This window comes from Pseudomonas saliphila, from assembly GCF_008638345.1.
In the GTDB taxonomy this organism is placed as follows: Bacteria; Pseudomonadota; Gammaproteobacteria; order Pseudomonadales; family Pseudomonadaceae; genus Halopseudomonas; species Halopseudomonas saliphila.
The window spans coordinates 21,712-41,178 of record NZ_VTVA01000018.1; the positions used below are offsets into that span (position 1 = coordinate 21,712).

The following is a 19,467-nucleotide window of genomic DNA, read 5'->3' on the forward strand; positions in this document are numbered from 1 at the left end:
GAATTATTTGTGGTGCATCTGGATCATGTGGNAGCTGACTCAGGAACACAACCAACGAATTATTTGTGGTGCATCTGGATCATGTGGACGTTGGCGCCGATATGTTCGGAGCGAATCACCGACCTCACTGTTAGTAGACCCAGCCTGAGCGCGCCAATTTGTATTCATTCTGAACGGATCAAATTTACCCATGTGTAATAAGTATACGTTTATCGCTAGCCTCGCGAACCAGATAGGGTTTGATACGGAGCGCGATAAAGTAATAAAAACACATATAAAACAAATGCTTGTGATTAATTTTAGGGGTGTGGCACGCAAGTTGTATTAGTCCAGATAACTAATCAACCAGGAGAATTCCTATTATGAACACATTGAAAACCCTTACCGCAGCCGTCGCTCTTGCCGCAATCGGCGCTACTGCTCCAGCCGCTTTCGCACAGGACACTGGTAGTGCTCCGCAGGGCGCGCCTGCTGCTCAGATGGGCGGTGCTCAAACCGAAATTTCTGAAGAAGATCTGCAGAAGTTCGCAGAAGCCGATTCAGCAGTTGGCGAGATCCGTGATGAGTTCTCTGAGCGTCTAAGCAAAGCTGAGAACCAGGAAGAGGCACAATCCCTGCAGATGGAAGCCCAGGAAAAAATGGTTGAAGCCGTTCAGAGCGAAGGCCTCGAGATTCCTAAGTACAACGAGATCGCCACACGCATGCAGAGCGATCCAGAGCTGCAGCAGCGCATTCAGAGCATGAACTAATCGTTGCACGGTAGTATCAAAAAGGGGCCTCGCGGCCCCTTTTTTGTGTCTGGCATGTGCATGACATCGAGACGAATAGCACCGCTGCGGTGAATAACCGGGCGAGCCTGCTAGGGGTCCGGCGGGCCATCCCGGCTGTCGATGAGGTATCCTTATCGGCATCGATGTTCTGTTCAATTACCGCTGACCTGGAGTAGCACAATGATCAAATCACGCGCAGCCGTGGCATTCGCCGCCGGCAAGCCTCTGGAAATTGTCGAAATCGACGTCGCGCCGCCCAAGGCTGGCGAAGTGCTGGTCCGGATCGTGGCCAGCGGTGTGTGCCATACGGATGCCTTCACGTTGTCTGGGGATGATCCTGAGGGTGTGTTCCCGGCGGTTCTTGGCCATGAAGGTGGCGGTATCGTTGAGGCATTAGGCGAAGGGGTGACATCGCTGGAAGTAGGCGATCACGTGATCCCGCTGTATACGGCCGAGTGCCGCGAGTGCAAATTCTGCCGCTCGGGCAAGACCAATCTGTGTTCTGCGGTGCGTGCGACCCAGGGCAAGGGGCTGATGCCAGACGGTACATCGCGCTTCTCCTACAAGGGCGAGCCGATCTATCACTACATGGGCACCTCGACTTTCTCCGAGTACACGGTCGTGCCGGAAATCGCTCTGGCCAAGATTCCCAAGGAAGCACCGCTGGAGAAGGTCTGTCTGCTGGGTTGCGGCGTAACCACCGGCATCGGCGCCGTACTCAATACCGCCAAGGTGGAAGAGGGCGCTACGGTGGCCATCTTCGGTCTGGGCGGTATCGGTCTGGCTGCCATCATCGGCGCAACCATGGCCAAGGCGAGCCGCATTATCGCGATCGATGTGAATCCGTCGAAGTTTGATATCGCCCGCGAACTGGGCGCGACGGATTTCGTCAATCCCAAGGATTATGACAAGCCGATTCAGGAAGTGATCGTCGATATGACTGACGGCGGTGTGGACTATTCGTTCGAGTGCGTGGGCAATGTGCAGCTGATGCGCGCCGCGCTGGAGTGTGCGCACAAGGGCTGGGGCGAGTCGGTGATTATCGGTGTGGCTGGCGCAGGCCAGGAGATCAGCACGCGTCCGTTCCAGCTGGTTACCGGGCGAGTCTGGCGCGGCAGTGCCTTCGGTGGCGTCAAGGGACGTACCGAGTTGCCCTCCTATGTCGAGAAGGCGCAAAAGGGCGAGATTCCCCTGGATACCTTTATTACCCACACCATGCCTCTTGAGGATATCAACAAGGCATTCGACCTGATGCATGAGGGCAAGAGCATCCGCACGGTCATTCATTTCTGATTGTTCTGCATCGACTTCTCGCAGGTGTCGCGGTCCCCGGTGGGGTGACCGCGACAACACGCAATCACTCGTTCAGGTTGGGCTATCCATGGCAACTTCACTCGAATTGATTTCCGCTACCAAATGCTTTGGTGGCTGGCACAAGCGTTACGGGCACCGCTCACAGGTACTCGATTGCGATATGACCTTCGCCGTCTATCTTCCCCCCCAGGCCGAGCATGACGCGTCATTGCCGGTTCTGTACTGGCTTTCCGGGCTGACCTGCACCGATGAAAACTTCATGCAGAAAGCCGGCGCGTTGAAGCTGGCTGCTGAGCTGGGGCTGGTAATCGTGGCGCCGGATACCAGTCCGCGCGGGCATGGTGTCGCGGATGACCCTGAGGGCGCCTACGATTTCGGGCTCGGCGCCGGCTTTTACATCAACGCTACCGAGCACCCCTGGGCCGCTCATTATCAGATGTATGACTATGTTGTCAGCGAGCTGCCTGCGGTGGTCGAGGCCAGTTTCCCGGTTTTGCAGCGGCGCAGCATCAGTGGGCATTCCATGGGTGGACATGGAGCGTTGATATGCGCGCTGAAGAATCCGGGGCGCTATCAGTCGGTCTCGGCGTTCGCGCCTGTGGTCAATCCGATCAACTGTCCCTGGGGACAAAAGGCATTCAGCGGCTACCTGGGTGATGATCGAGAGCAATGGAAGCAATGGGATGCCTGTGAACTGATCGTCGATGCGCAGGAGCGGTTACCGTTGCTGATCGATCAGGGCGAGGCAGATACTTTCGTGGATGAGCAGTTAAAGCCTGAGGCGTTGGAAGCGGCCGCCGCTGCCGCCGCGCATCCCCTGACGCTGCGCCGTCAGCCTGGCTACGATCATAGCTATTATTTCATCGCCACCTTTATCGACGATCACCTGCGCCATCATGCGGCCGCGCTGAAGGATTGATAGGGTCGCGCTGCGACCCTGCGTCGGTCGTGCCTTCTAGGCTGGGCCCTCAGGCTGTAAGATCAGCACCTTGATTCTTCAGCCGAGAGGTCTGGCATGCGCATTGGTCATGGTTACGACGTTCACCGTTTTGGTGAAGGCGACTTCATTACGCTCGGCGGGGTGCGGATTTCCCATTCGCAGGGGCTGTTGGCGCACTCCGACGGGGATGTTGTCCTGCATGCGCTGATGGACGCGCTACTCGGCGCCGCCGCGCTCGGCGACATTGGTCGGCATTTTCCAGACACTGACCCGCAGTACAAGGGCGCGGACAGTCGCAAGTTGCTGCGCCACACGCTGGATCTGATCGGCAGCAAGGGCTGGAAAGTCGGTAATGTCGACGCCACCATCATCGCCCAGGCGCCGAAGATGGCGCCGCATATTCAGGCCATGCGCCAGGCCATCGCTGAGGATCTGACGGTTGATCCGGACCAGGTGAATATCAAGGCGACTACTACTGAGCGACTGGGCTTTGTCGGTCGCGAGGAAGGTATAGCTGTGCATGCGGTCGCGCTGCTGGTCGCCCTGTGAGCGCCTCAGACACTGAGTTGCTCGGGCCGTTGGCCTGGGGCGGACCCTTTGGTAGCGCGATCCTGAAGGCCACGCCGGAAGATTTTCGCGTGACCGAGATTCTCGATCTGGAACTGGAAGGCGCGGGGGAGCATCTCTGGTTGCTGATCGAGAAGCGCAACTTGAATACAGAAGAGGTCGCTCGACTGCTGGCTCGGGCTGCGGGCCTGAAGCTGAAGGATGTCAGCTACGCGGGTCTCAAGGACCGCAAGGCGATCACCCGACAGTGGTTCAGCATGCAGTTGCCGGGGCAGGCCGATCCCGATTTTTCTGCGCTGTGGAATGATGATCTCATCTGTATTGAAAGCAGCCGTCACCGGCGCAAGCTGCAGCGCGGCGCGCACCGGGCTAATCATTTTGCTATCCGTCTGACAGAACTGCAGGCGGACCGCGATGCGCTCGATCACTGCCTGCGGACAGTGGCTGAGCAGGGCGTGCCGAATTATTTTGGCCCGCAGCGATTCGGTCGCGAAGGCAGTAATCTGTTCGACGCACGTCGCTGGGCCGAGCGTGGCGGTTTGCCCCCCGCGCGGGGAACGCGTTCGCGGTTGCTGTCAACTGCACGCAGCCTGCTGTTCAACCGCGTACTTGCCCGCCGGGTAGCGCAGGGCAGCTGGAACAGGGTGTTGCCGGGCGATTGCCTGGCCTTCACCGATAGCCGCAGTCAGTTTCCCGCCAGCAGGCTGGAAGACAACGACCCGCGCCTGGCAGCGCTCGATCTGCATCCCACTGGGCCGCTGTGGGGCAAGGGTGAACCGGCGGTCGAAGGCGCGGTGCTGGAACTGGAAAAGGCCGAGGCTGAGGGTGAGCCGCAGTTGGCAACCTGGCTGATTTCTGCCGATCTTGAGCAATCCAGGCGTATCCTGCGTCTCCCTTTGAAGGCGTTGACGTGGCATTATCCGTCACCGGATTGTCTGGAACTTGAATTTACCCTGCCGACCGGCTGTTTCGCGACTGCAGTAATCCGCGAGCTGGTGCGACTGGCCGAAGAGCCGGGCGGCGGACTGGAAAGTGAAACCTGATGCGTATTCTGATAGCCAATGATGATGGCGTGCTGGCACCGGGTTTGACAGCCTTATACGAGGCGTTGAACGATTACGCCGACTGCGTAGTGGTTGCGCCCCATGAAGACCGTAGCGGCGCCAGCAGCTCGCTGAGCCTGGACAAGCCACTACGCCCCTTTACCCTGGATAACGGTTTTATTGGTCTCAACGGAACGCCCACCGATTGTGTGCATCTGGGGATCAACGCGCTGTATCAGGGGACCGTCGATATGGTGGTTGCCGGCATTAACCTCGGCGCCAATCTCGGCGATGATGTGCTCTATTCGGGTACCGTGGCGGCGGCGCTGGAAGGGCGTTTTCTGTCGCGCACAGCCATGGCCTTCTCACTGGTCGGGCGTCAGCCGGAGAATCTCGCGGCCGCCGCGACCATCGCCCGACGCATGGTGGCCGCGCATGAACAGCTGGAGTTACCACCGCGGACGGTACTCAGCGTGAATATTCCGAATCTGCCGCTTGATCAGATCAAGGGCATTCGACTGACCCGACTGGGTCATCGCTCGCGGGCCGCTACACCGGTTCGATGGGTCGATCCGCGGGGCAAGGAAGGTTACTGGATTTCGGTCGCTGGCGACGCCGAGGATGGCGGCGAGGGGACCGATTTCCATGCGGTCATGCAGGGGTATGTATCGGTTACCCCCCTGCGCGTCGACAAAACCCACTATGAGGTGTTCGATCACCTTGGGCAGTGGCTGGAGAATCTTGGTTAATGGCAGCGCGCGAAGATATTTATATACACGGAATTGGCATGACCTCCCAACGCACGCGGGAACGACTGCTGGAACGTTTATTCGAGGAAGGAATCCAGAATCTGCAGGTGCTTGAGGCGATACGCCGCACACCCCGGCATCTGTTTGTTGATGAGGCATTGGCACACCGTGCCTACGAGGACACCGCCTTGCCCATCGGACATAACCAGACGCTGTCGCAGCCGTATATCGTCGCGCGCATGACCGAGCTGCTTCTCGGTGGTGGACCGCTGGACAAGGTGCTCGAAGTCGGCACCGGATCAGGTTACCAGACCGCCATTCTGGCGCAGGTGGTAGAGCGCATCTTCAGTGTTGAACGCATCATGCCGCTGCAGGAACGGGCCAAAGCCGTATTGCGTGATATCAATATCCGCAACGTGGTCTTTCGCCACGCCGACGGCAATTGGGGCTGGCCACAGTACGGGCCCTACGATGCGATTCTGGTAACGGCAGCCCCGGCGGAAGTGCCCGTCGAGTTGCTCAGTCAGTTGGCTGATGGCGGCCGGATGGTCATTCCGGTTGGCGAAAAGGAACAGCATCTGACCCTGGTTATTCGCGAAGGGGAACAGTTCATCAGACATCAGGTCGAACCGGTACGTTTTGTACCGCTATTGGCAGGAGCTATTACTTCTTGAAGGCATTACCCCTGGGAGTTGTGCAGTACCTATCGGTTTTTTTCAAGGGCATGGCAATGGGCGCCGCGGATGTGGTGCCAGGTGTTTCTGGCGGGACCATCGCCTTTATTACCGGCATTTACGACCGTCTCGTTGGTGCCATCGCCGCGTGCAGTCCGACCAAGGTTGGCTGGCTGTTAAAGGGCCGAGTGAGGGAAACCTGGCGATCCGTGGATGGCAGCTTTCTGGTGACGCTGCTTGCGGGTGTGCTGACCAGTATCCTCAGTCTGGCGAAGCTGATCAGCTATCTGCTTGAGGCCTACCCAGTCCATTTGTGGTCGTTCTTTTTCGGGTTGATTCTCATCTCGGTCGTCGTCATTGGACGTCAAATCCCGCGCTGGAATATTGCCACGCTGTCGGCAGCCCTGGCGGGCGCCGCATTTGCCTATCTGATAACTGTGGCCGTTCCCCTGCAGTTGCCAGTGACCCTGCCAATGGTCTTCATCGCCGCCTCCATCGCGATCTGCGCAATGATTCTGCCCGGCATATCCGGTAGTTTCATTTTGTTGTTGCTGGGCCTGTATGCTCCGGTGCTGGATGCGGTGCGGTCGATGGATCTGGTATTCATCGCGGTATTCGGTCTTGGGTGTATCGCTGGTTTGCTGAGTTTTTCCAGGCTATTACAGTGGCTTCTGAATAATCTGCGTCATGTTACGCTGGCCTTCCTGACGGGGCTCATGGTTGGCTCGCTGAACAAGGTCTGGCCCTGGAAGGAAACGCTCAGCTGGCGCGAGAACAGTGCAGGGCAGCTGGAACCCCTGCTGCAGAGCAACATTACTCCCGCGCACTATCAGGCACTGACCGGGGAGCCCTCGTTCTGGCTGGTTGCGTTGGCATTGATGCTGCTTGGCATGCTATTAGTGGCAGCACTCGAGTGGTGGGGAGGGCGAACCTGAGCCAGTCGCTTCACCCGTTGTTAATTTCACGACTTCTGAGTATGGGGCGAAGTGTGTTCGACAGGCATTCGGTAATAACATATATAAAGCGCACTTCTCTGGGGCTGCTGATCGGTCTGCTTACGGCCTGCGCCGGGCCTGCTGGCATGGTGCCTATCGATGATCGCAGCCGCGGCGGCCAGCGTGCCGAGCCGGCGCCGACGTCGGGATTGCATACCGTCAGCCGTGGTGAAACGCTTTATCAGATTGCCTTCCGATACGGCAAGGACTGGAAATCAGTCGCTTCCGCCAATGGTCTGCGTCAGCCTTTTACGATCTATCCGGGCCAGCAGCTGCGGGTCGGACCTTCACGTTCATACGCCGCCTCACCCACGCAGCCACGCAGCACCGAAAGCATAGGCTTGCGCACCACTGTTCGGCCGGCTGGAACGGCCGCCGCCAGGCCGACCCCGCCTGCTGCAGCGCCTCGTGCGACACCGCGGGCGACGCCGCCGGCAATCACCTCCAGGCCGAGTACCCCAGCGGCCAAACCCACCCCCAGCAGCAAGCCCGCTACCCCAGCGCCAGTGGCCAAGGTGCCGGCCAATGTCGATGGCTGGAATTGGCCCGCGACCGGCCCCTTGATCTCGCGTTTTCAGTCAAACGGGAGTTTGAATAAAGGAATTGATATAGCTGGTGAAATGGGACAGCCTGTCAGAGCAGCCGCAAACGGGGCTGTGGTGTATGCAGGCCGCGGTCTGATCGGCTATGGCGATATGATTATCATCAAGCACGATCAGACCTACCTGAGCGCTTATGCCCACAACAGTCGTCTGTTGGTGAAGGAAGGCGATCAGGTCAAGGCCGGCCAGACGGTCGCCGAAATGGGCAATAGTGGCACTGACAGGGTCAAGCTGCATTTCGAGATACGTCGCCAAGGCAAGCCGGTGGATCCTTTGAGCTATTTGCCCAAGCAGTAAGGATTACACCGGTCGTAATGCGTTTGTCACGGAAGGCGAGCAAAACAATAGTACGTGACCGGAACAAGCGGGGGCTTGGTCGGTCAATTACAGTGAGGGATGGATAGGCTGTAGTGAAGCCGTTCATTTATCCGGACGTACTTCGAACGATATGGGGCAGCGAAAATGGCAGTGAATAATAAAGAGCCCGTACAAACCCTGACTGACGATCTCGCTCTCCTCGAGCGGGAACCGAAGGACGTGGAGGAGCTCGACATGGGCACACCGGCCGAGTTGAATCCGGCGGGACTGAACAGAGCTTCGTCACCGCGAACGCACCGTCGCGAAAACTCCTTCGAATTCACCAAACAACTTGATGCTACTCAGCTGTATCTCAACGAGATTGGCTTCTCGCCACTCCTGACCCCCGAAGAAGAAGTCTATTTTGCCCGTCTGGCGCAAAAGGGCGACGCTGCGGGTCGTCGGCGCATGATTGAGAGCAACCTGCGTCTGGTCGTGAAGATAGCGCGTCGCTATGTCAATCGGGGTTTGAGCCTGCTCGACCTGATCGAGGAGGGGAATCTGGGGCTGATTCGGGCTGTCGAGAAGTTTGACCCGGAGCGTGGTTTCCGTTTCTCGACTTACGCGACCTGGTGGATCCGCCAGACGATTGAGCGCGCCATCATGAATCAGACGCGGACCATTCGTTTGCCGATTCACGTGGTCAAGGAGCTCAATATCTATCTGCGTGCAGCGCGGGAGCTGACCCAGAAGCTCGATCACGAGCCTTCACCGGAAGAGATCGCCAGCCTCCTCGACAGGCCAGTCGCGGATGTGAAGCGCATGCTCGGCTTGAACGAGCGCGTCGCGTCGGTGGATATGTCGCTGGGGCCGGATTCCGATAAAACCCTGCTCGATACCCTGACCGACGAGCAGGCGACTGACCCCTGCGAACTGCTGCAAGGGGATGATCTCAACGCCAGTATCGACCACTGGCTTGGCGAGCTCAGCGAGAAGCAGCGCGAGGTCGTTGCGCGGCGCTTCGGCTTGCGAGGGCACGAAAGCAGCACGCTGGAGGAAGTCGGACGTGAGATCGGCCTTACCCGCGAGCGGGTACGCCAGATTCAGGTCGAGGCGCTCAAGCGGTTACGCGATATTCTCGAGCAGCATGGTCTGACCGGTGAGTCGCTCTTTCAATAGGTGACTCTCTTAACGTAAAAGCCCCGCACGGCTTGTACCCCGCGCGGGGCTTTTTATGGTCTGAAGATCAGCCCGTTGTGCGGAGTGATCGGACTCGCCCTTGAGCCATTGTCAGATGAGAAAGTGTGCCTTGGGCATCAAAGCCCTGGCGTTGTACCTGTGCAGCCAGTCCGGTACCGCAGAAGCCGGCAGCGGGCGGCTGTAATAATATCCCTGCCCCTCGTTGCAGCCCTGGTTGACTATGTATACCTGTTGCTCGAGGGTTTCGACGCCCTCGGCGATGACTTGCATGTTGAGGCTGCGACCCAACTGGATGATGGCGCGGACGATGGTTGCATCGTCTTCATCGAGCAGTACGTCCTGGACGAAGCTTCTGTCGATCTTGATCTTGTCCAGCGGTAGCCCGCGCAGATAACTGAGAGAGGAATATCCAGTTCCAAAGTCGTCAATGGCAATCAGTACGCCGGCCTTCTTCAGGTTATTCAAATGGCCTGCGGCAGCGGCAATATCGTCCATCAGACCTGTTTCCGTGACCTCCAGCTCCAGGCTCAGCGGCGGGAGTGCATAGCGTTGCATCAGCGCGGCAACCTTGCCGGCCAACTCGGCGTGATGCAGTTGCACGGTGGACAGGTTTACCGCCATGCGCAGATCAGGAAAGCCTGCGAGATGCCATTCATGTAGTTGCTTGCAGGCCTGCTCAAGCACCCACTCACCGATAGCGTTGATCGAACCGTTCTGCTCGGCCAGAGGAATGAACAGGTCAGGGGGCACCAGTCCGCGGTCTGGATGCTGCCAGCGCAACAGGGCTTCAACGCCCACCGCCCTATGCTCGTCGAAGCTGACTTGCGGCTGGTAGACGAGATGAAACTCGCGGCGTTCGAGCGCACCGCGCAAGTCCTTGTCCAGTTCGCGGCGCACGCGCATTTCTGCGTCGAGGCTGGCAATGTAGAACTGGTAGCGGTTACGTGAGCGGGCTTTGGCGAGCATCATGGTCTGCTCGGCCTTCTGCAAGACCGTCTCGGCATCGGCGCCATCGTCGGGGAACAGCGAGATACCAATGGTCGCCCGCAGGCGGACGACATTATTGCCGAGGACGAAGGGGCGATTGAGGTCGTCCAGAATCGTCTGCGCCAGTTCGGCGGCTTCGTAGGGTTCGCTGATGCCGGTTTGCACCAGTGCAAACTGGTCACCGCCCAGCCTGGCCAGACTGCCAAGCCGACTGCTATTGGCTCGCAGTCGGTCGGCCACGGCTACCAGCAGGGTATCGCCGGACTGATAGGTAAACTGTTCGTTTATTTCCTTGAAGTCATCCAGTCCACAGCACAGGACTGCCACGCCCTTTTGCTGGCGCCCGGCATCGGCAAGCATCCGGGTGAGCTGGTCCTGCAGCATGCTGCGGTTGGGCAGCCCCGTCAGATTGTCATGATTGGTCATGTGCAGCAGGTTGGCCTCGGCTTCGCGCCGCTGGTTGCTGTTGCGTTCTATCGATTCAAGCAGTTCGTTGGCCTTCTCTATCCAGAGTCCGAGTTCGTTCTTCTCGTGTCCGCGCAGGGCAGGAATCAGCATTCGCCCGGGCTTATCAGGATTGATCTGGGCAATGTTAATAAGGATCTGTGAAAGCGGCCGGGTCAGCAGGATGTGATAGAGCAGGTACAGCACTAACGCCATGGCCAACGCGCGCAGTATCCCCGAGACAAGTACGATGAGCGAACGCTCCAGGAGATCCTGCCCATAGGGAGCCGTATCGAGCGTCAGCCGTAGCTCCCCATAGTATTCCCGCGTGGGCTCGCGCCCTCTGAGCTCAATCGAATACTGCCGGTCAGTGCCCAGTAGTCGGTCTGTGAGTGCTCGATAGGGCAGGACAGCTAGAGGTTTTTCGCGAATGGCCAGGGCGGCTTCCCTGGGATTGCCAATGGATACAAAGCGCACCGCCTTGTGCTCAAAAAGCCCTTCAGCCACCTGGGAAGCCATTGCGCGGTCGAAACTGTATACCGCCTGAGTCGCGGGATCGCGCGACATGGCGAGAATCTGTTCAGCGGCTTTGTCTATGATGCGGCGTTCTAGTCGCAGGTCGTATGCAATTTGAGCGCTGCTCAAAAGGATACCCACGATCAATGCCCACAACAGAACTTGCTGAAACAGTTTGACGGAGAGGCTGTTTCGTCGCTCCAATTTCACTGTGGCCGTCCATGCTTTACTACGGGCGAAACGTATCAGCCTGAGACGATAGAGAGTGGTCTGGCTGGACTGAACTCAGTATTCGCAATGTAACGGCCAGTGTCAAAGAGAAGTCATTGCATTGTGCCATAAAAACGGCGAACCCCGCCGGAGCGGGGTTCGTTTAGTGCTGCGAGCAAGAATCAGCCAGCGAAGTTCTTCGCGACAAAATCCCAGTTCACGATGTTCCAGAACGCTTCGACAAACTTGGGACGCGCGTTACGGTAATCGATGTAATAGGCGTGTTCCCAGACGTCACAGGTGAGCAACGGCGTGGCGCCATCAGTCATGGGGTTGTTAGCGTTGCTGGTGCTGACGATCGCCAGCGAGCCATCGGATTTCTTCACCAGCCAGCCCCAGCCGGAGCCGAAGGTGGTGACCGAAGCCTTGCTGAACTCTTCCTTGAACTTGTCGAAGGATCCGAACGCCTTGTTGATGGCCTCGGCCAGTTCGCCAGTCGGCTCGCCGCCGCCGTTCGGGCTCAGGCAGTTCCAGAAGAAGGTGTGGTTCCAGACCTGGGCAGCGTTGTTGAAGATGCCGCCGCTGGAGGTCTTGATGATGGACTCCAGGTCCTTGCCTTCGTACTCAGTGCCCGGAACCAGGTTGTTCAGGTTGGTAACGTAGGTGTTGTGGTGCTTATCGTGGTGGTATTCCAGCGTCTCGGCAGACATGTGTGGCTCGAGAGCGTTCTTTTCGTACGGTAGTGGTGGTAATTCAAAAGCCATGGTGTATCTCCATCTTCAGGTTCATGTTCGCAACGGAATCTTTCGATATGGCAGCCTGCGGTCAGGCCAGCAGTCTGCATCGAGCACCTCTTTTAAACTGGGCGCTGCCCGTCTTGTAAATCGGCAAGGCAAGATCATAGCAGTTGGGGCCTGGCCTATCTACGTGGCAAGCATGTGGCTCGCTTGACTACGACGCTGAACGCGCAAGCGACCAGGCCACGGTCAGCATCATGACGGCGACGCCCCCATCAATGAGGCGCCAGGTCATGGGACGGGACAGCAATGGCGCAAGGCGTGCGGCGCCCAGCGCCAACCCGCTGAACCACAGTACCGATGCGCTGACCGCGCCAAGAACAAACAGCTCGGGCATACGCTGCTGAGCCCCAATCGAGCCAATCAGTACCAGCGTATCGATATAGACATGCGGATTCAGCAAAGTTACCGCAAGCGTCGCCAACAATACTGCGAGGCGGGAACGCGGGGCGCGGTGCATTGCATCCAGCGCCTGAGGGGCGCAGGCGCGCTTGAGAGCCAATAGCGCGTAACAGACCAGAAACGCCACGCCGCCCCAGCGGGTCAGCTCCAGCAGCAACGCGTGGCGCTGCAGGAGCGAGGCCAGCCCGAAGGTGCCTGCCGTGATAAGCAAGGCATCACACAGCATGCACACCATTGCAGCACCAAGGTGGTGTTCGCGGCGCAGCGCCTGACCCAGAACGAATGCATTCTGTGCGCCGATCGCCATGATCAGCCCCCCGGCAGTAAAGAGCCCAGTGAAGAAATTGCTTAAATAGAACATCGGGTAGCAGTCCAGATGGAAAGGTGAAGCTGGCAGCTTGGGTTGCGGGCGGTTATAAGTGAAACAGATACTGCTCATGCTATATAAGGAAAACTGATGCTTGATTACAAGCTGCTCGCCGCATTGGCTGCAGTGGTGGAATGCGGCGGTTTTGAACGTGCCGCGCGGTCGCTCGGGCTATCGCAATCGGCCATATCGCAGCGAATCAAATTACTCGAGGCGCGGGCTGGCGCCCCGGTGTTGCAGCGTGCCTCGCCGCCCCGGCCGACGCCGGCGGGTCAGCGGCTGCTCAACCATGTGCAGCAGGTGCGATTGCTTGAACGCGACCTGCAACAGGATATTCCCATGGCGGGATCGGATGATCAGCCCGCGCGGCTACGTATTGCGCTGAACGCCGATAGCCTGGCTACCTGGTGGTCGGCCGCGGTTGCGGAGTTATGCCAAGGTCAGGCATTGCTGCTCGAGCTGCTGGTGGATGATCAGGACGTCGGGTTGCGGCGAATGCGCGCTGGCGAAGTGGCGGGCTGTTTGTGCGCAACGCCCGAACCGGTAGCGGGGGCGCGCTCGGTCCTGCTGGGCCATATGCGTTACCTGGCGGTGGCCTGTCCCAGCTTTATCAATAGGTATTTCTCGGAGGGGTTGAACGCCGAGTCAGTCGCGGCCGCACCGGCAATCGTGTTTGGGCAGGACGACCAGTTGCAGCACCGGTTCGTCAGCGAACGGGGGTTTGCGGGTGACTTTCCCTACCATCTGTGCCCCTCTTCGGAAGGCTTCGTGAGAATGCTTGGCGCGGGTCTGGGGTGGGGAATGGTGCCGGCGTTGCAAATCAGCGAGGAGCTGGCGAGCGGCGCCCTGCAAGAACTGGCACCGGGGGATGGGATAGATGTGCCCTTGTACTGGCATTACTGGCGCCACGGCGGGCGCCTGCTGGAATCGCTGACGGGCCAGCTGGTGCATCAGGCACCTCGCTGGCTTGCCGCCCCTGCCACTAACTGATTTCGATACTGCCGGAGCCCGGCAGCTGTTCTACGCAGTGATCGCCAAGCAACCGGGCAGGTGTGTAGTAGCCGGGGTTGACCGCTTCATTGGAGAGCATATGCCGCACCGCGAGCAATGTGCCGTGTACCGTCACGTCATAGCCATTGGCAGTCTTGACCCGCGCCACCACCTTTTTACCGGCGGGGTTCTGCGCCTCGCCCCATACAAAGGTGGGCGCATCGCGGCGTTGATCGACGTCTGGACCGCTAATGCGTTTGCCCGCCTGATATTTCAGAAACGCCTGGACTGGCGCAAGGGCCAGCACCGGCCTTAACCAGTCGAGTCGGCGCAGGCGCAGGGCGGCGCTTGGTGCCATCGGTACGAAGACGGCGATATTGTCGATACCGGTGGTGAACCAGGCAGTCGCCACGTCGCCCCAGGGGATGGTCACGGCATACTTGGTGCCGTCACCGAAATCTATTTCGCGGCTCTGATACACCAGCGGTACTGTGGCGATTTCATCATCGATGCGCACCTTGCCGCCATGTTTGAGCCCTTCGACCGAGGTCTTGGCGGTGCCGGGTGAAAAACCGCTGCGCGAGTCAAAACCCAATGCAAGCTGGTCGGCATCGGGTAACGCCTGCTTCAGACAGGCAGCCAGGCAATCAGTCGGGATTACGTCGAAGCCAACGCCGGGGCACAGCACGATACCGGCGGCCTGCGCTTCGGCATTACGCGCATGTGCTGCGACAAATACGTCGATCTCACCGGTGATGTCCAGGTAATGCGTCTGGGTAGCCAGGCAGGCGTCGATCATTGGTCGACTGGTCGCAGAGAACGGACCGGCACAGTGCGCAACCAGGTTCATATTCCTGAGCGCATCCTGCATCGCTGCGCTATCGTCTAGTGTGAATACCCGATGCTCAAGCCCCAGCTCGGTGGCCAGTGCTTCGATCTCACGCTGTTTGCGTCCGGCCAATACCGGCTGTAGGCCTTGCTTCACTGCCTCCCTGGCTAACAGGCGCCCTGCATACCCGTTGGCTCCGTAAATCATCCATTGATGCATTGCTGACCCTCGTGAAGTGTTTTCCCAAGAGTATCCTCTGGCTGGCTGTGCCACCAGCAATCGGGTGAAATCGCTACGAGGTTGCTGCAGAGCCGCAAGAACTGGTCATGCCATCGCGTAGCACGCACAATACACACCACGTGTCGCATGAGCATGGCCGATGCACTTCGGTTACGAGGATCGAGATGAGAAAACGAAATATGCCTGATGATGTCGCGGACGATCAGTCTGATGAGCTGTCAGGTATCCGCGCGACCGACGATGAGCGCGCATATATTTCTTCATCCCGGCGTGAGGACGTGCCTGAGCCGGGCGTGCGTGCACCCATGCGGTCAGAGCCTGCTCAACGTGGTACCGGTGGGTTATGGGCGCTGTGCGCGGCATTGACCCTGTCGCTGATCGGCTTCGGCTACTGGAGTCATCAGCAGCAGACGCGCCTGCAGCAGCAGCTGGTCGCCACGCAGAACAGCTTTGCGCGTATCAGTGAAGACGCCGCCGGACAGATCGAGAACATCACCGGCAAGGTTAGCGCGACGGAATCCAGCCTGAGTGAGCTGGAAGCGCTTAATCGGCGGGTTGATCAGTTATCCGAAGTAGTGGGTAGCCAGGGCCAGGTGCTTGAGCAGGTAGAGCAGGGCGGAACGACCCTCAAGGAGCACGGCTCGAAGCAGCAACAGCGCCTCGAGGAGGTGATAACCCAGACCGCCGCGCTGACCGGCCGGCTGAATGCCTACGATGAGAACGCCACCGCTTTGGCCGGGCAGCTGACCATGCTCAATGCCCAGGTGACCGCGCTGAGCGAAGGGCTGGAGCAGCTCGGTCCGCTGGAAGCGCAGCTCAACCGCCAGAGTGAGCAACTTGCAGCACAGCAACAGACTCTGGCTGCGCTCAGCGAGCAGGTATCCACTCAGGACGTGAATGCCGAGGTTGCAGCCATGCGCAGTCAGCTGGAGGCGCGCATGTCGATGGTTGCCGAAGAAATCCAGTCAATTGATAGCTTCCGCCTGCAGACCAATCGCGCGCTCACCCGCCTGCAAACCCAGCTACGGGCAATCAACGAGACTGCCGGGCAGCCCTGATGAATTTTCTCGCGCACCTGTTTCTCGGGCCGCAGGAGCCACAACGTGCGCTGGGCAGCTTGCTGGGGGACTTCGTCAAAGGTCCGCTGGATTCGCTGCAACTTCCCGAACAGGTGAAACAGGGTGTCTGGCTGCACCGACGTATCGACGGTTTCACTGATGCGCATCCGATGGTGATTCGGAGCAAGCGGCGCGTCAGTCCCGATCGGCGTCGCTATGCCGGGATTATGGTCGACATGTTCTACGATCACCTGCTGGCTGCACACTGGTCCCGCTACAGTGATCTGCCCATCGGGCGCTTCACGCAGGATATGTATGCCGTGCTGCTCGCTCAGCAGACCGAAATCCCTGACTCAGCCTGGCCGATTATCCAGCGCATGGCGCAACAGGACTGGCTCACCAGCTATGCCGAACTGTCCAATCTGCATCAGGCGGTAAACAATATTTCCCGGCGCTTCACTCGGGTGACTACCTTGCCCGGTGGCGTGGCGGAACTGGAAACCGCATACGGCGGTTTCGAGGAAGATTTCCTGCTGTTCATGCCAGAGGTCATCGAATTCGCCCGCGCCGAGGCGAATTTTCTCCTACCCTAGTTTCCCGTTGATTCAGGTCAGTACCCATTCCCCAGGTCTGTTTTATAACGTGTTCCGCTGGTGCGGCGACGCTGTGTTGGCGCGCCACAGACATCAATTAACTCTATAAAGGGAATTTCATGGCCAGAGTGCTGTTCGACAACGGACCCCACAAAGTGTTGTGTTTTGATCAGTTGGTAACCGGGGATGGGGTGCAATCCAACCAGTTTCTGATCATCGATCATGACCAGCATGCGCTGCTTGATCCGGGCGGCGACCTGACCTACATGCCGCTGGCCCTGGCCGTGAGTGAGCACATTCCCATTGCAGATCTGACCTATGTATTCGCGTCACACCAGGATCCCGACATCATCGCCTCGCTGGATAAGTGGTTCCTGCATACGGGTTGCAAGGTAGTCTGCTCAAAGCTCTGGGCGCGCTTCCTGCCGCATTTGTCAGCTGCATACCTCAGTAAGAGCCGGGGCATGAGTACCACCGAACGAATGATTGCAGTGCCTGATCGGGGCCAGAACATTCCGCTGGGTAAAACCGAGATCAAGGCATTGCCTGCGCACTTCCTGCATTCGGTGGGGAACCTGCAGTTCTTCGATCCGGTCAGCAGAATACTGTTCTCCGGTGATATGGGCGCCTCGATGGTGGACGACGCTGAGCCGGTAACCGATTTCGCCGCGCATCTGTCGACCATGGAAGGCTTCCACCGGCGTTATATGGCCGGCAACAAGGCGTGCCGTTTGTGGGCCAACATGATCCGTACCCTGCAGCCGGAGATGATCGTCCCGCAGCACGGTCGACCCTTCGTTGGAGCTGCTATGATCAACGCGTTTCTCGATTGGATCAGCCAACTGCAATGCGGTCTGGATCTTCTTGATCAGGAGGACTATCGCATACCCTAGCCGTAACGAAGCCCAAGGATCACCATGCCCGGACAGATTTATCCATGGAGAGAAAATAACCAGTTCGAGCTGCTGATCGACGGCGAGGTGTTCTTTCCGCGCATTATCGAAGCCATGCAGCTGGCGCGGTCGAGCATCGAAATCGAGCTGTACCTCGTCAGTTCCGGTGAGAGCAGCAGCCGCGTTACCGAGACCTTACTCGAGGCCGTATCACGCGGCGTGACGGTGCGCTGTCTGCTTGACGGTCTGGGCAGTCAGGGCATGCATGACAGTGACCGGCAACGGTTGCTGACCGGCGGCGTCGAGCTGCGCTTCTATAATCCGGTCAGTCTCCTGGGCGGCAAGGGCAATTTTCACCGTGACCATCGCAAGCTGCTGATTATTGATAAGCAGCTGTTATTCATAGGTGGGACGGGGTTTACCGATGAATTCTGCAAGCCCGGTGAAAAGGGCTATTCGCAGTGGCATGAGCAGATGCTGTCGGTGCGTGGACCGGTGGTTGCCGATTGCCTTGACCTGTTTGAACGCCAATGGGTCGTCTCGGCCAAGCGGCTCAGGCTGGTGCCACCGCGCCGACGCCGGGTGTCCATCCCGCCATCACCACCACCGGGTGACGGCTATGCAAGGCTGTCCTACACCGACTCGCGGGAACACCGTGAGACGGTCCAGGCGTTGTTCGCGACTATCTCCCGTGCGCATAATCTGGTCTGGCTGGCGACGCCGTATTTTCTGCCGAGCTGGCGGATCCGTCGGGCGTTGATGCGCGCGGCGCGTCGCGGGGTGGACGTACGCTTGCTGTTGAGCGGTCGTATTCACGACCACCCGGCGGTACGTTATGCCGGGCAGCGGTATTACCAGAAGCTGCTGAAATCCGGCATCCGCATCTATGAATACCAGCCGCGCTTTCTCCACCTTAAAACCGTGCTGGTCGATGACTGGGCGAGCCTGGGCTCATGCAATTTCGATCACTGGACGCTGCACTGGAATCTGGAAGCCAATCTCAATCTGGTTGATGCCGGACTCAATCGGGCCATCACTCAAAGCTTTGAAACGGACTTTGGCCTGAGCCGCGAATGGACGCGCGAGCAGTGGCGCGACCTGCCGCGGCTGCACCGGCTGAAGATCTTTCTCTGGGGAACGATGAATCGCGCTGTCATGTACTGGTTCAGCATCAAGGGCTGAGCAAGTCAGGCCCGCCGCAGCGGGCTGCTTTGGCGCGTTATGCCACCGGGAAAGTCGGTTTGCGTTTTTCAATGAAGGCAGACAGGGCTTCCCGCGCTTCGGGACCCTGTAGCAAGCTGGCAAAGTGTTCGCCTTCCCTGTCCATGATTTCGCTCGCCACTTTGCTGACGCCTTGCTTTAGTAACTGTTTGGTCAACCGCACTGAGCCGGGGGGCAGGGCAGCGATCCGCAGCGCTGCAGTGCGAGCCGCGTCCAGCACATCCGCACCGGTGCCGAACGCATAATTCGCCAATCCCATGTCTGCAGCGCGTTGTCCGGTAATGGTCTGGCCGAGCAGGAGCATCTCGGCGGCGCGTAAGTGGCCGATCAAGCGTGGCAGAAGGAAGCTGGAGGCGGCTTCGGGACATAATCCCAGATTGACGAAGGGCATTGTCAGCATGGCATCGTCGGCAATATAGACCAGGTCGCAATGCAGCAGCATGGTAGTGCCGATGCCCACCGCGGGGCCGTTTACCGCAGCGATCAACGGCTTGTCTGCGTAACAGATAGCCTTTAGAAAGCGATACACGGGGCTGTCCGCACCGGCTGGCGCCACATTGACGAAGTCAGCGATATCGTTGCCGCTGGTGAAGCAGTCTTCACTGCCCTGAATGATCACGGCACGCAGGCTGCTGTCATCCTGGGCATCCTGAATGGCCTCCGCCATAGCGGCGTACATTTCTCGGCTCAGGGCGTTCTTTTTTTGCGGACGATTCAGGGTGATGGTAAGTACCGCATCACTGTGGTCGATGAGCAGCTGGTCAGTCAC

20 protein-coding genes are annotated in these 19,467 nt (G+C 58.8%); 15 read left to right on the forward strand and 5 right to left on the reverse strand.

Annotated elements, in window-relative coordinates; all coding sequences use genetic code 11:
- The first annotated feature begins 362 nt into the window (after positions 1 to 362).
- The 10 genes from FHK95_RS16625 (at position 363) to rpoS (ending at position 9,130) form a co-directional block, all read left to right on the forward strand.
- Complete coding sequence (locus FHK95_RS16625; protein WP_150305760.1) at positions 363 to 749, forward strand: DUF4168 domain-containing protein; 387 nt, start codon at positions 363 to 365, stop codon at positions 747 to 749.
- A gap of 201 nt (positions 750 to 950) precedes the next feature.
- The gene (locus FHK95_RS16630; protein WP_150305761.1) at positions 951 to 2,063 is read left to right on the forward strand and encodes an S-(hydroxymethyl)glutathione dehydrogenase/class III alcohol dehydrogenase; all 1,113 of its coding nucleotides are present in this window, start codon (positions 951 to 953) and stop codon (positions 2,061 to 2,063) included.
- 88 nt (positions 2,064 to 2,151) lie between these two features.
- Complete coding sequence (fghA, locus tag FHK95_RS16635; RefSeq protein WP_150305762.1) at positions 2,152 to 3,003, forward strand: S-formylglutathione hydrolase; 852 nt, start codon at positions 2,152 to 2,154, stop codon at positions 3,001 to 3,003.
- A 96-nt stretch (positions 3,004 to 3,099) separates the two neighbouring features.
- The gene (ispF, locus tag FHK95_RS16640) at positions 3,100 to 3,573 is read left to right on the forward strand and encodes a 2-C-methyl-D-erythritol 2,4-cyclodiphosphate synthase (RefSeq protein WP_150305763.1); all 474 of its coding nucleotides are present in this window, start codon (positions 3,100 to 3,102) and stop codon (positions 3,571 to 3,573) included.
- Positions 3,570 to 4,634, forward strand: coding sequence for a tRNA pseudouridine(13) synthase TruD (truD, locus tag FHK95_RS16645; RefSeq protein ID WP_150305764.1), 1,065 nt, complete (start codon positions 3,570 to 3,572; stop codon positions 4,632 to 4,634). Before ispF ends, truD begins: the two co-directional genes overlap by 4 nt.
- Entirely contained in the window at positions 4,634 to 5,383 is a 750-nt protein-coding gene (surE, locus tag FHK95_RS16650; RefSeq protein ID WP_150305765.1) for a 5'/3'-nucleotidase SurE, read from the forward strand. The genes truD and surE overlap by 1 nt, the downstream gene beginning before the upstream one ends.
- A 38-nt stretch (positions 5,384 to 5,421) precedes the next feature.
- Positions 5,422 to 6,057: a protein-L-isoaspartate(D-aspartate) O-methyltransferase gene (locus FHK95_RS16655; RefSeq protein ID WP_150305766.1), complete on the forward strand. Its 636-nt coding sequence runs from the start codon at positions 5,422 to 5,424 to the stop codon at positions 6,055 to 6,057.
- 50 nt (positions 6,058 to 6,107) lie between these two features.
- Positions 6,108 to 6,992 carry a DUF368 domain-containing protein gene (locus tag FHK95_RS16660; RefSeq protein WP_150305822.1) on the forward strand — a complete coding sequence of 295 codons (885 nt, stop codon included), beginning with the start codon at positions 6,108 to 6,110 and terminating at the stop codon, positions 6,990 to 6,992.
- A gap of 41 nt (positions 6,993 to 7,033) precedes the next feature.
- A complete protein-coding gene (locus FHK95_RS16665) occupies positions 7,034 to 7,951 on the forward strand; it encodes a peptidoglycan DD-metalloendopeptidase family protein (protein WP_408003641.1) in 918 nt (305 codons plus the stop codon).
- Between the two features lie 255 nt (positions 7,952 to 8,206).
- Positions 8,207 to 9,130, forward strand: coding sequence for an RNA polymerase sigma factor RpoS (rpoS, locus tag FHK95_RS16670; RefSeq protein ID WP_408003642.1), 924 nt, complete (start codon positions 8,207 to 8,209; stop codon positions 9,128 to 9,130).
- A 111-nt stretch (positions 9,131 to 9,241) separates the two neighbouring features.
- Here the strand turns inward: rpoS and FHK95_RS16675 are convergent, their stop codons facing one another.
- From FHK95_RS16675 to FHK95_RS16685, 3 genes are all read right to left on the reverse strand, one after another.
- Positions 9,242 to 11,308, reverse strand: coding sequence for a putative bifunctional diguanylate cyclase/phosphodiesterase (locus FHK95_RS16675; RefSeq protein WP_150305768.1), 2,067 nt, complete (start codon positions 11,306 to 11,308; stop codon positions 9,242 to 9,244).
- Between the two features lie 182 nt (positions 11,309 to 11,490).
- Positions 11,491 to 12,072 (reverse strand): superoxide dismutase [Fe], encoded by a 582-nt coding sequence (gene sodB, locus FHK95_RS16680; RefSeq protein WP_150305769.1) that lies wholly within the window; start codon positions 12,070 to 12,072, stop codon positions 11,491 to 11,493.
- Between the two features lie 187 nt (positions 12,073 to 12,259).
- The gene (locus FHK95_RS16685) at positions 12,260 to 12,868 is read right to left on the reverse strand and encodes a LysE/ArgO family amino acid transporter (RefSeq protein WP_150305770.1); all 609 of its coding nucleotides are present in this window, start codon (positions 12,866 to 12,868) and stop codon (positions 12,260 to 12,262) included.
- Between the two features lie 96 nt (positions 12,869 to 12,964).
- Between FHK95_RS16685 and FHK95_RS16690 the strand changes: the two genes are divergently transcribed.
- Positions 12,965 to 13,864, forward strand: coding sequence for a LysR family transcriptional regulator ArgP (locus FHK95_RS16690; protein WP_150305771.1), 900 nt, complete (start codon positions 12,965 to 12,967; stop codon positions 13,862 to 13,864).
- Here the strand turns inward: FHK95_RS16690 and FHK95_RS16695 are convergent.
- Positions 13,857 to 14,912: a saccharopine dehydrogenase family protein gene (locus FHK95_RS16695; RefSeq protein WP_235906816.1), complete on the reverse strand. Its 1,056-nt coding sequence runs from the start codon at positions 14,910 to 14,912 to the stop codon at positions 13,857 to 13,859. The genes FHK95_RS16690 and FHK95_RS16695 overlap by 8 nt on opposite strands.
- A 185-nt stretch (positions 14,913 to 15,097) precedes the next feature.
- On the opposite strand from FHK95_RS16695, the gene FHK95_RS16700 reads away from it, so the two are divergent.
- The 4 genes from FHK95_RS16700 to FHK95_RS16715 all read left to right on the forward strand — a co-directional run bounded on the left by FHK95_RS16700 (position 15,098) and on the right by FHK95_RS16715 (position 18,659).
- A complete protein-coding gene (locus FHK95_RS16700) occupies positions 15,098 to 15,991 on the forward strand; it encodes a hypothetical protein (protein WP_150305772.1) in 894 nt (297 codons plus the stop codon).
- Complete coding sequence (locus FHK95_RS16705) at positions 15,991 to 16,584, forward strand: acyl carrier protein phosphodiesterase (protein ID WP_150305773.1); 594 nt, start codon at positions 15,991 to 15,993, stop codon at positions 16,582 to 16,584. Before FHK95_RS16700 ends, FHK95_RS16705 begins: the two co-directional genes overlap by 1 nt.
- 119 nt (positions 16,585 to 16,703) lie before the next feature.
- On the forward strand, positions 16,704 to 17,477 hold the full coding sequence (locus FHK95_RS16710; protein WP_150305774.1) for an oxygen-binding di-iron domain-containing protein: 774 nt from the start codon (positions 16,704 to 16,706) through the stop codon (positions 17,475 to 17,477).
- 24 nt (positions 17,478 to 17,501) lie between these two features.
- The gene (locus tag FHK95_RS16715; RefSeq protein WP_150305775.1) at positions 17,502 to 18,659 is read left to right on the forward strand and encodes a phospholipase D-like domain-containing protein; all 1,158 of its coding nucleotides are present in this window, start codon (positions 17,502 to 17,504) and stop codon (positions 18,657 to 18,659) included.
- A gap of 37 nt (positions 18,660 to 18,696) precedes the next feature.
- On the opposite strand, the gene FHK95_RS16720 is transcribed toward FHK95_RS16715, so the two are convergent.
- Positions 18,697 to 19,467: an enoyl-CoA hydratase gene (locus FHK95_RS16720; protein ID WP_150305776.1), complete on the reverse strand. Its 771-nt coding sequence runs from the start codon at positions 19,465 to 19,467 to the stop codon at positions 18,697 to 18,699.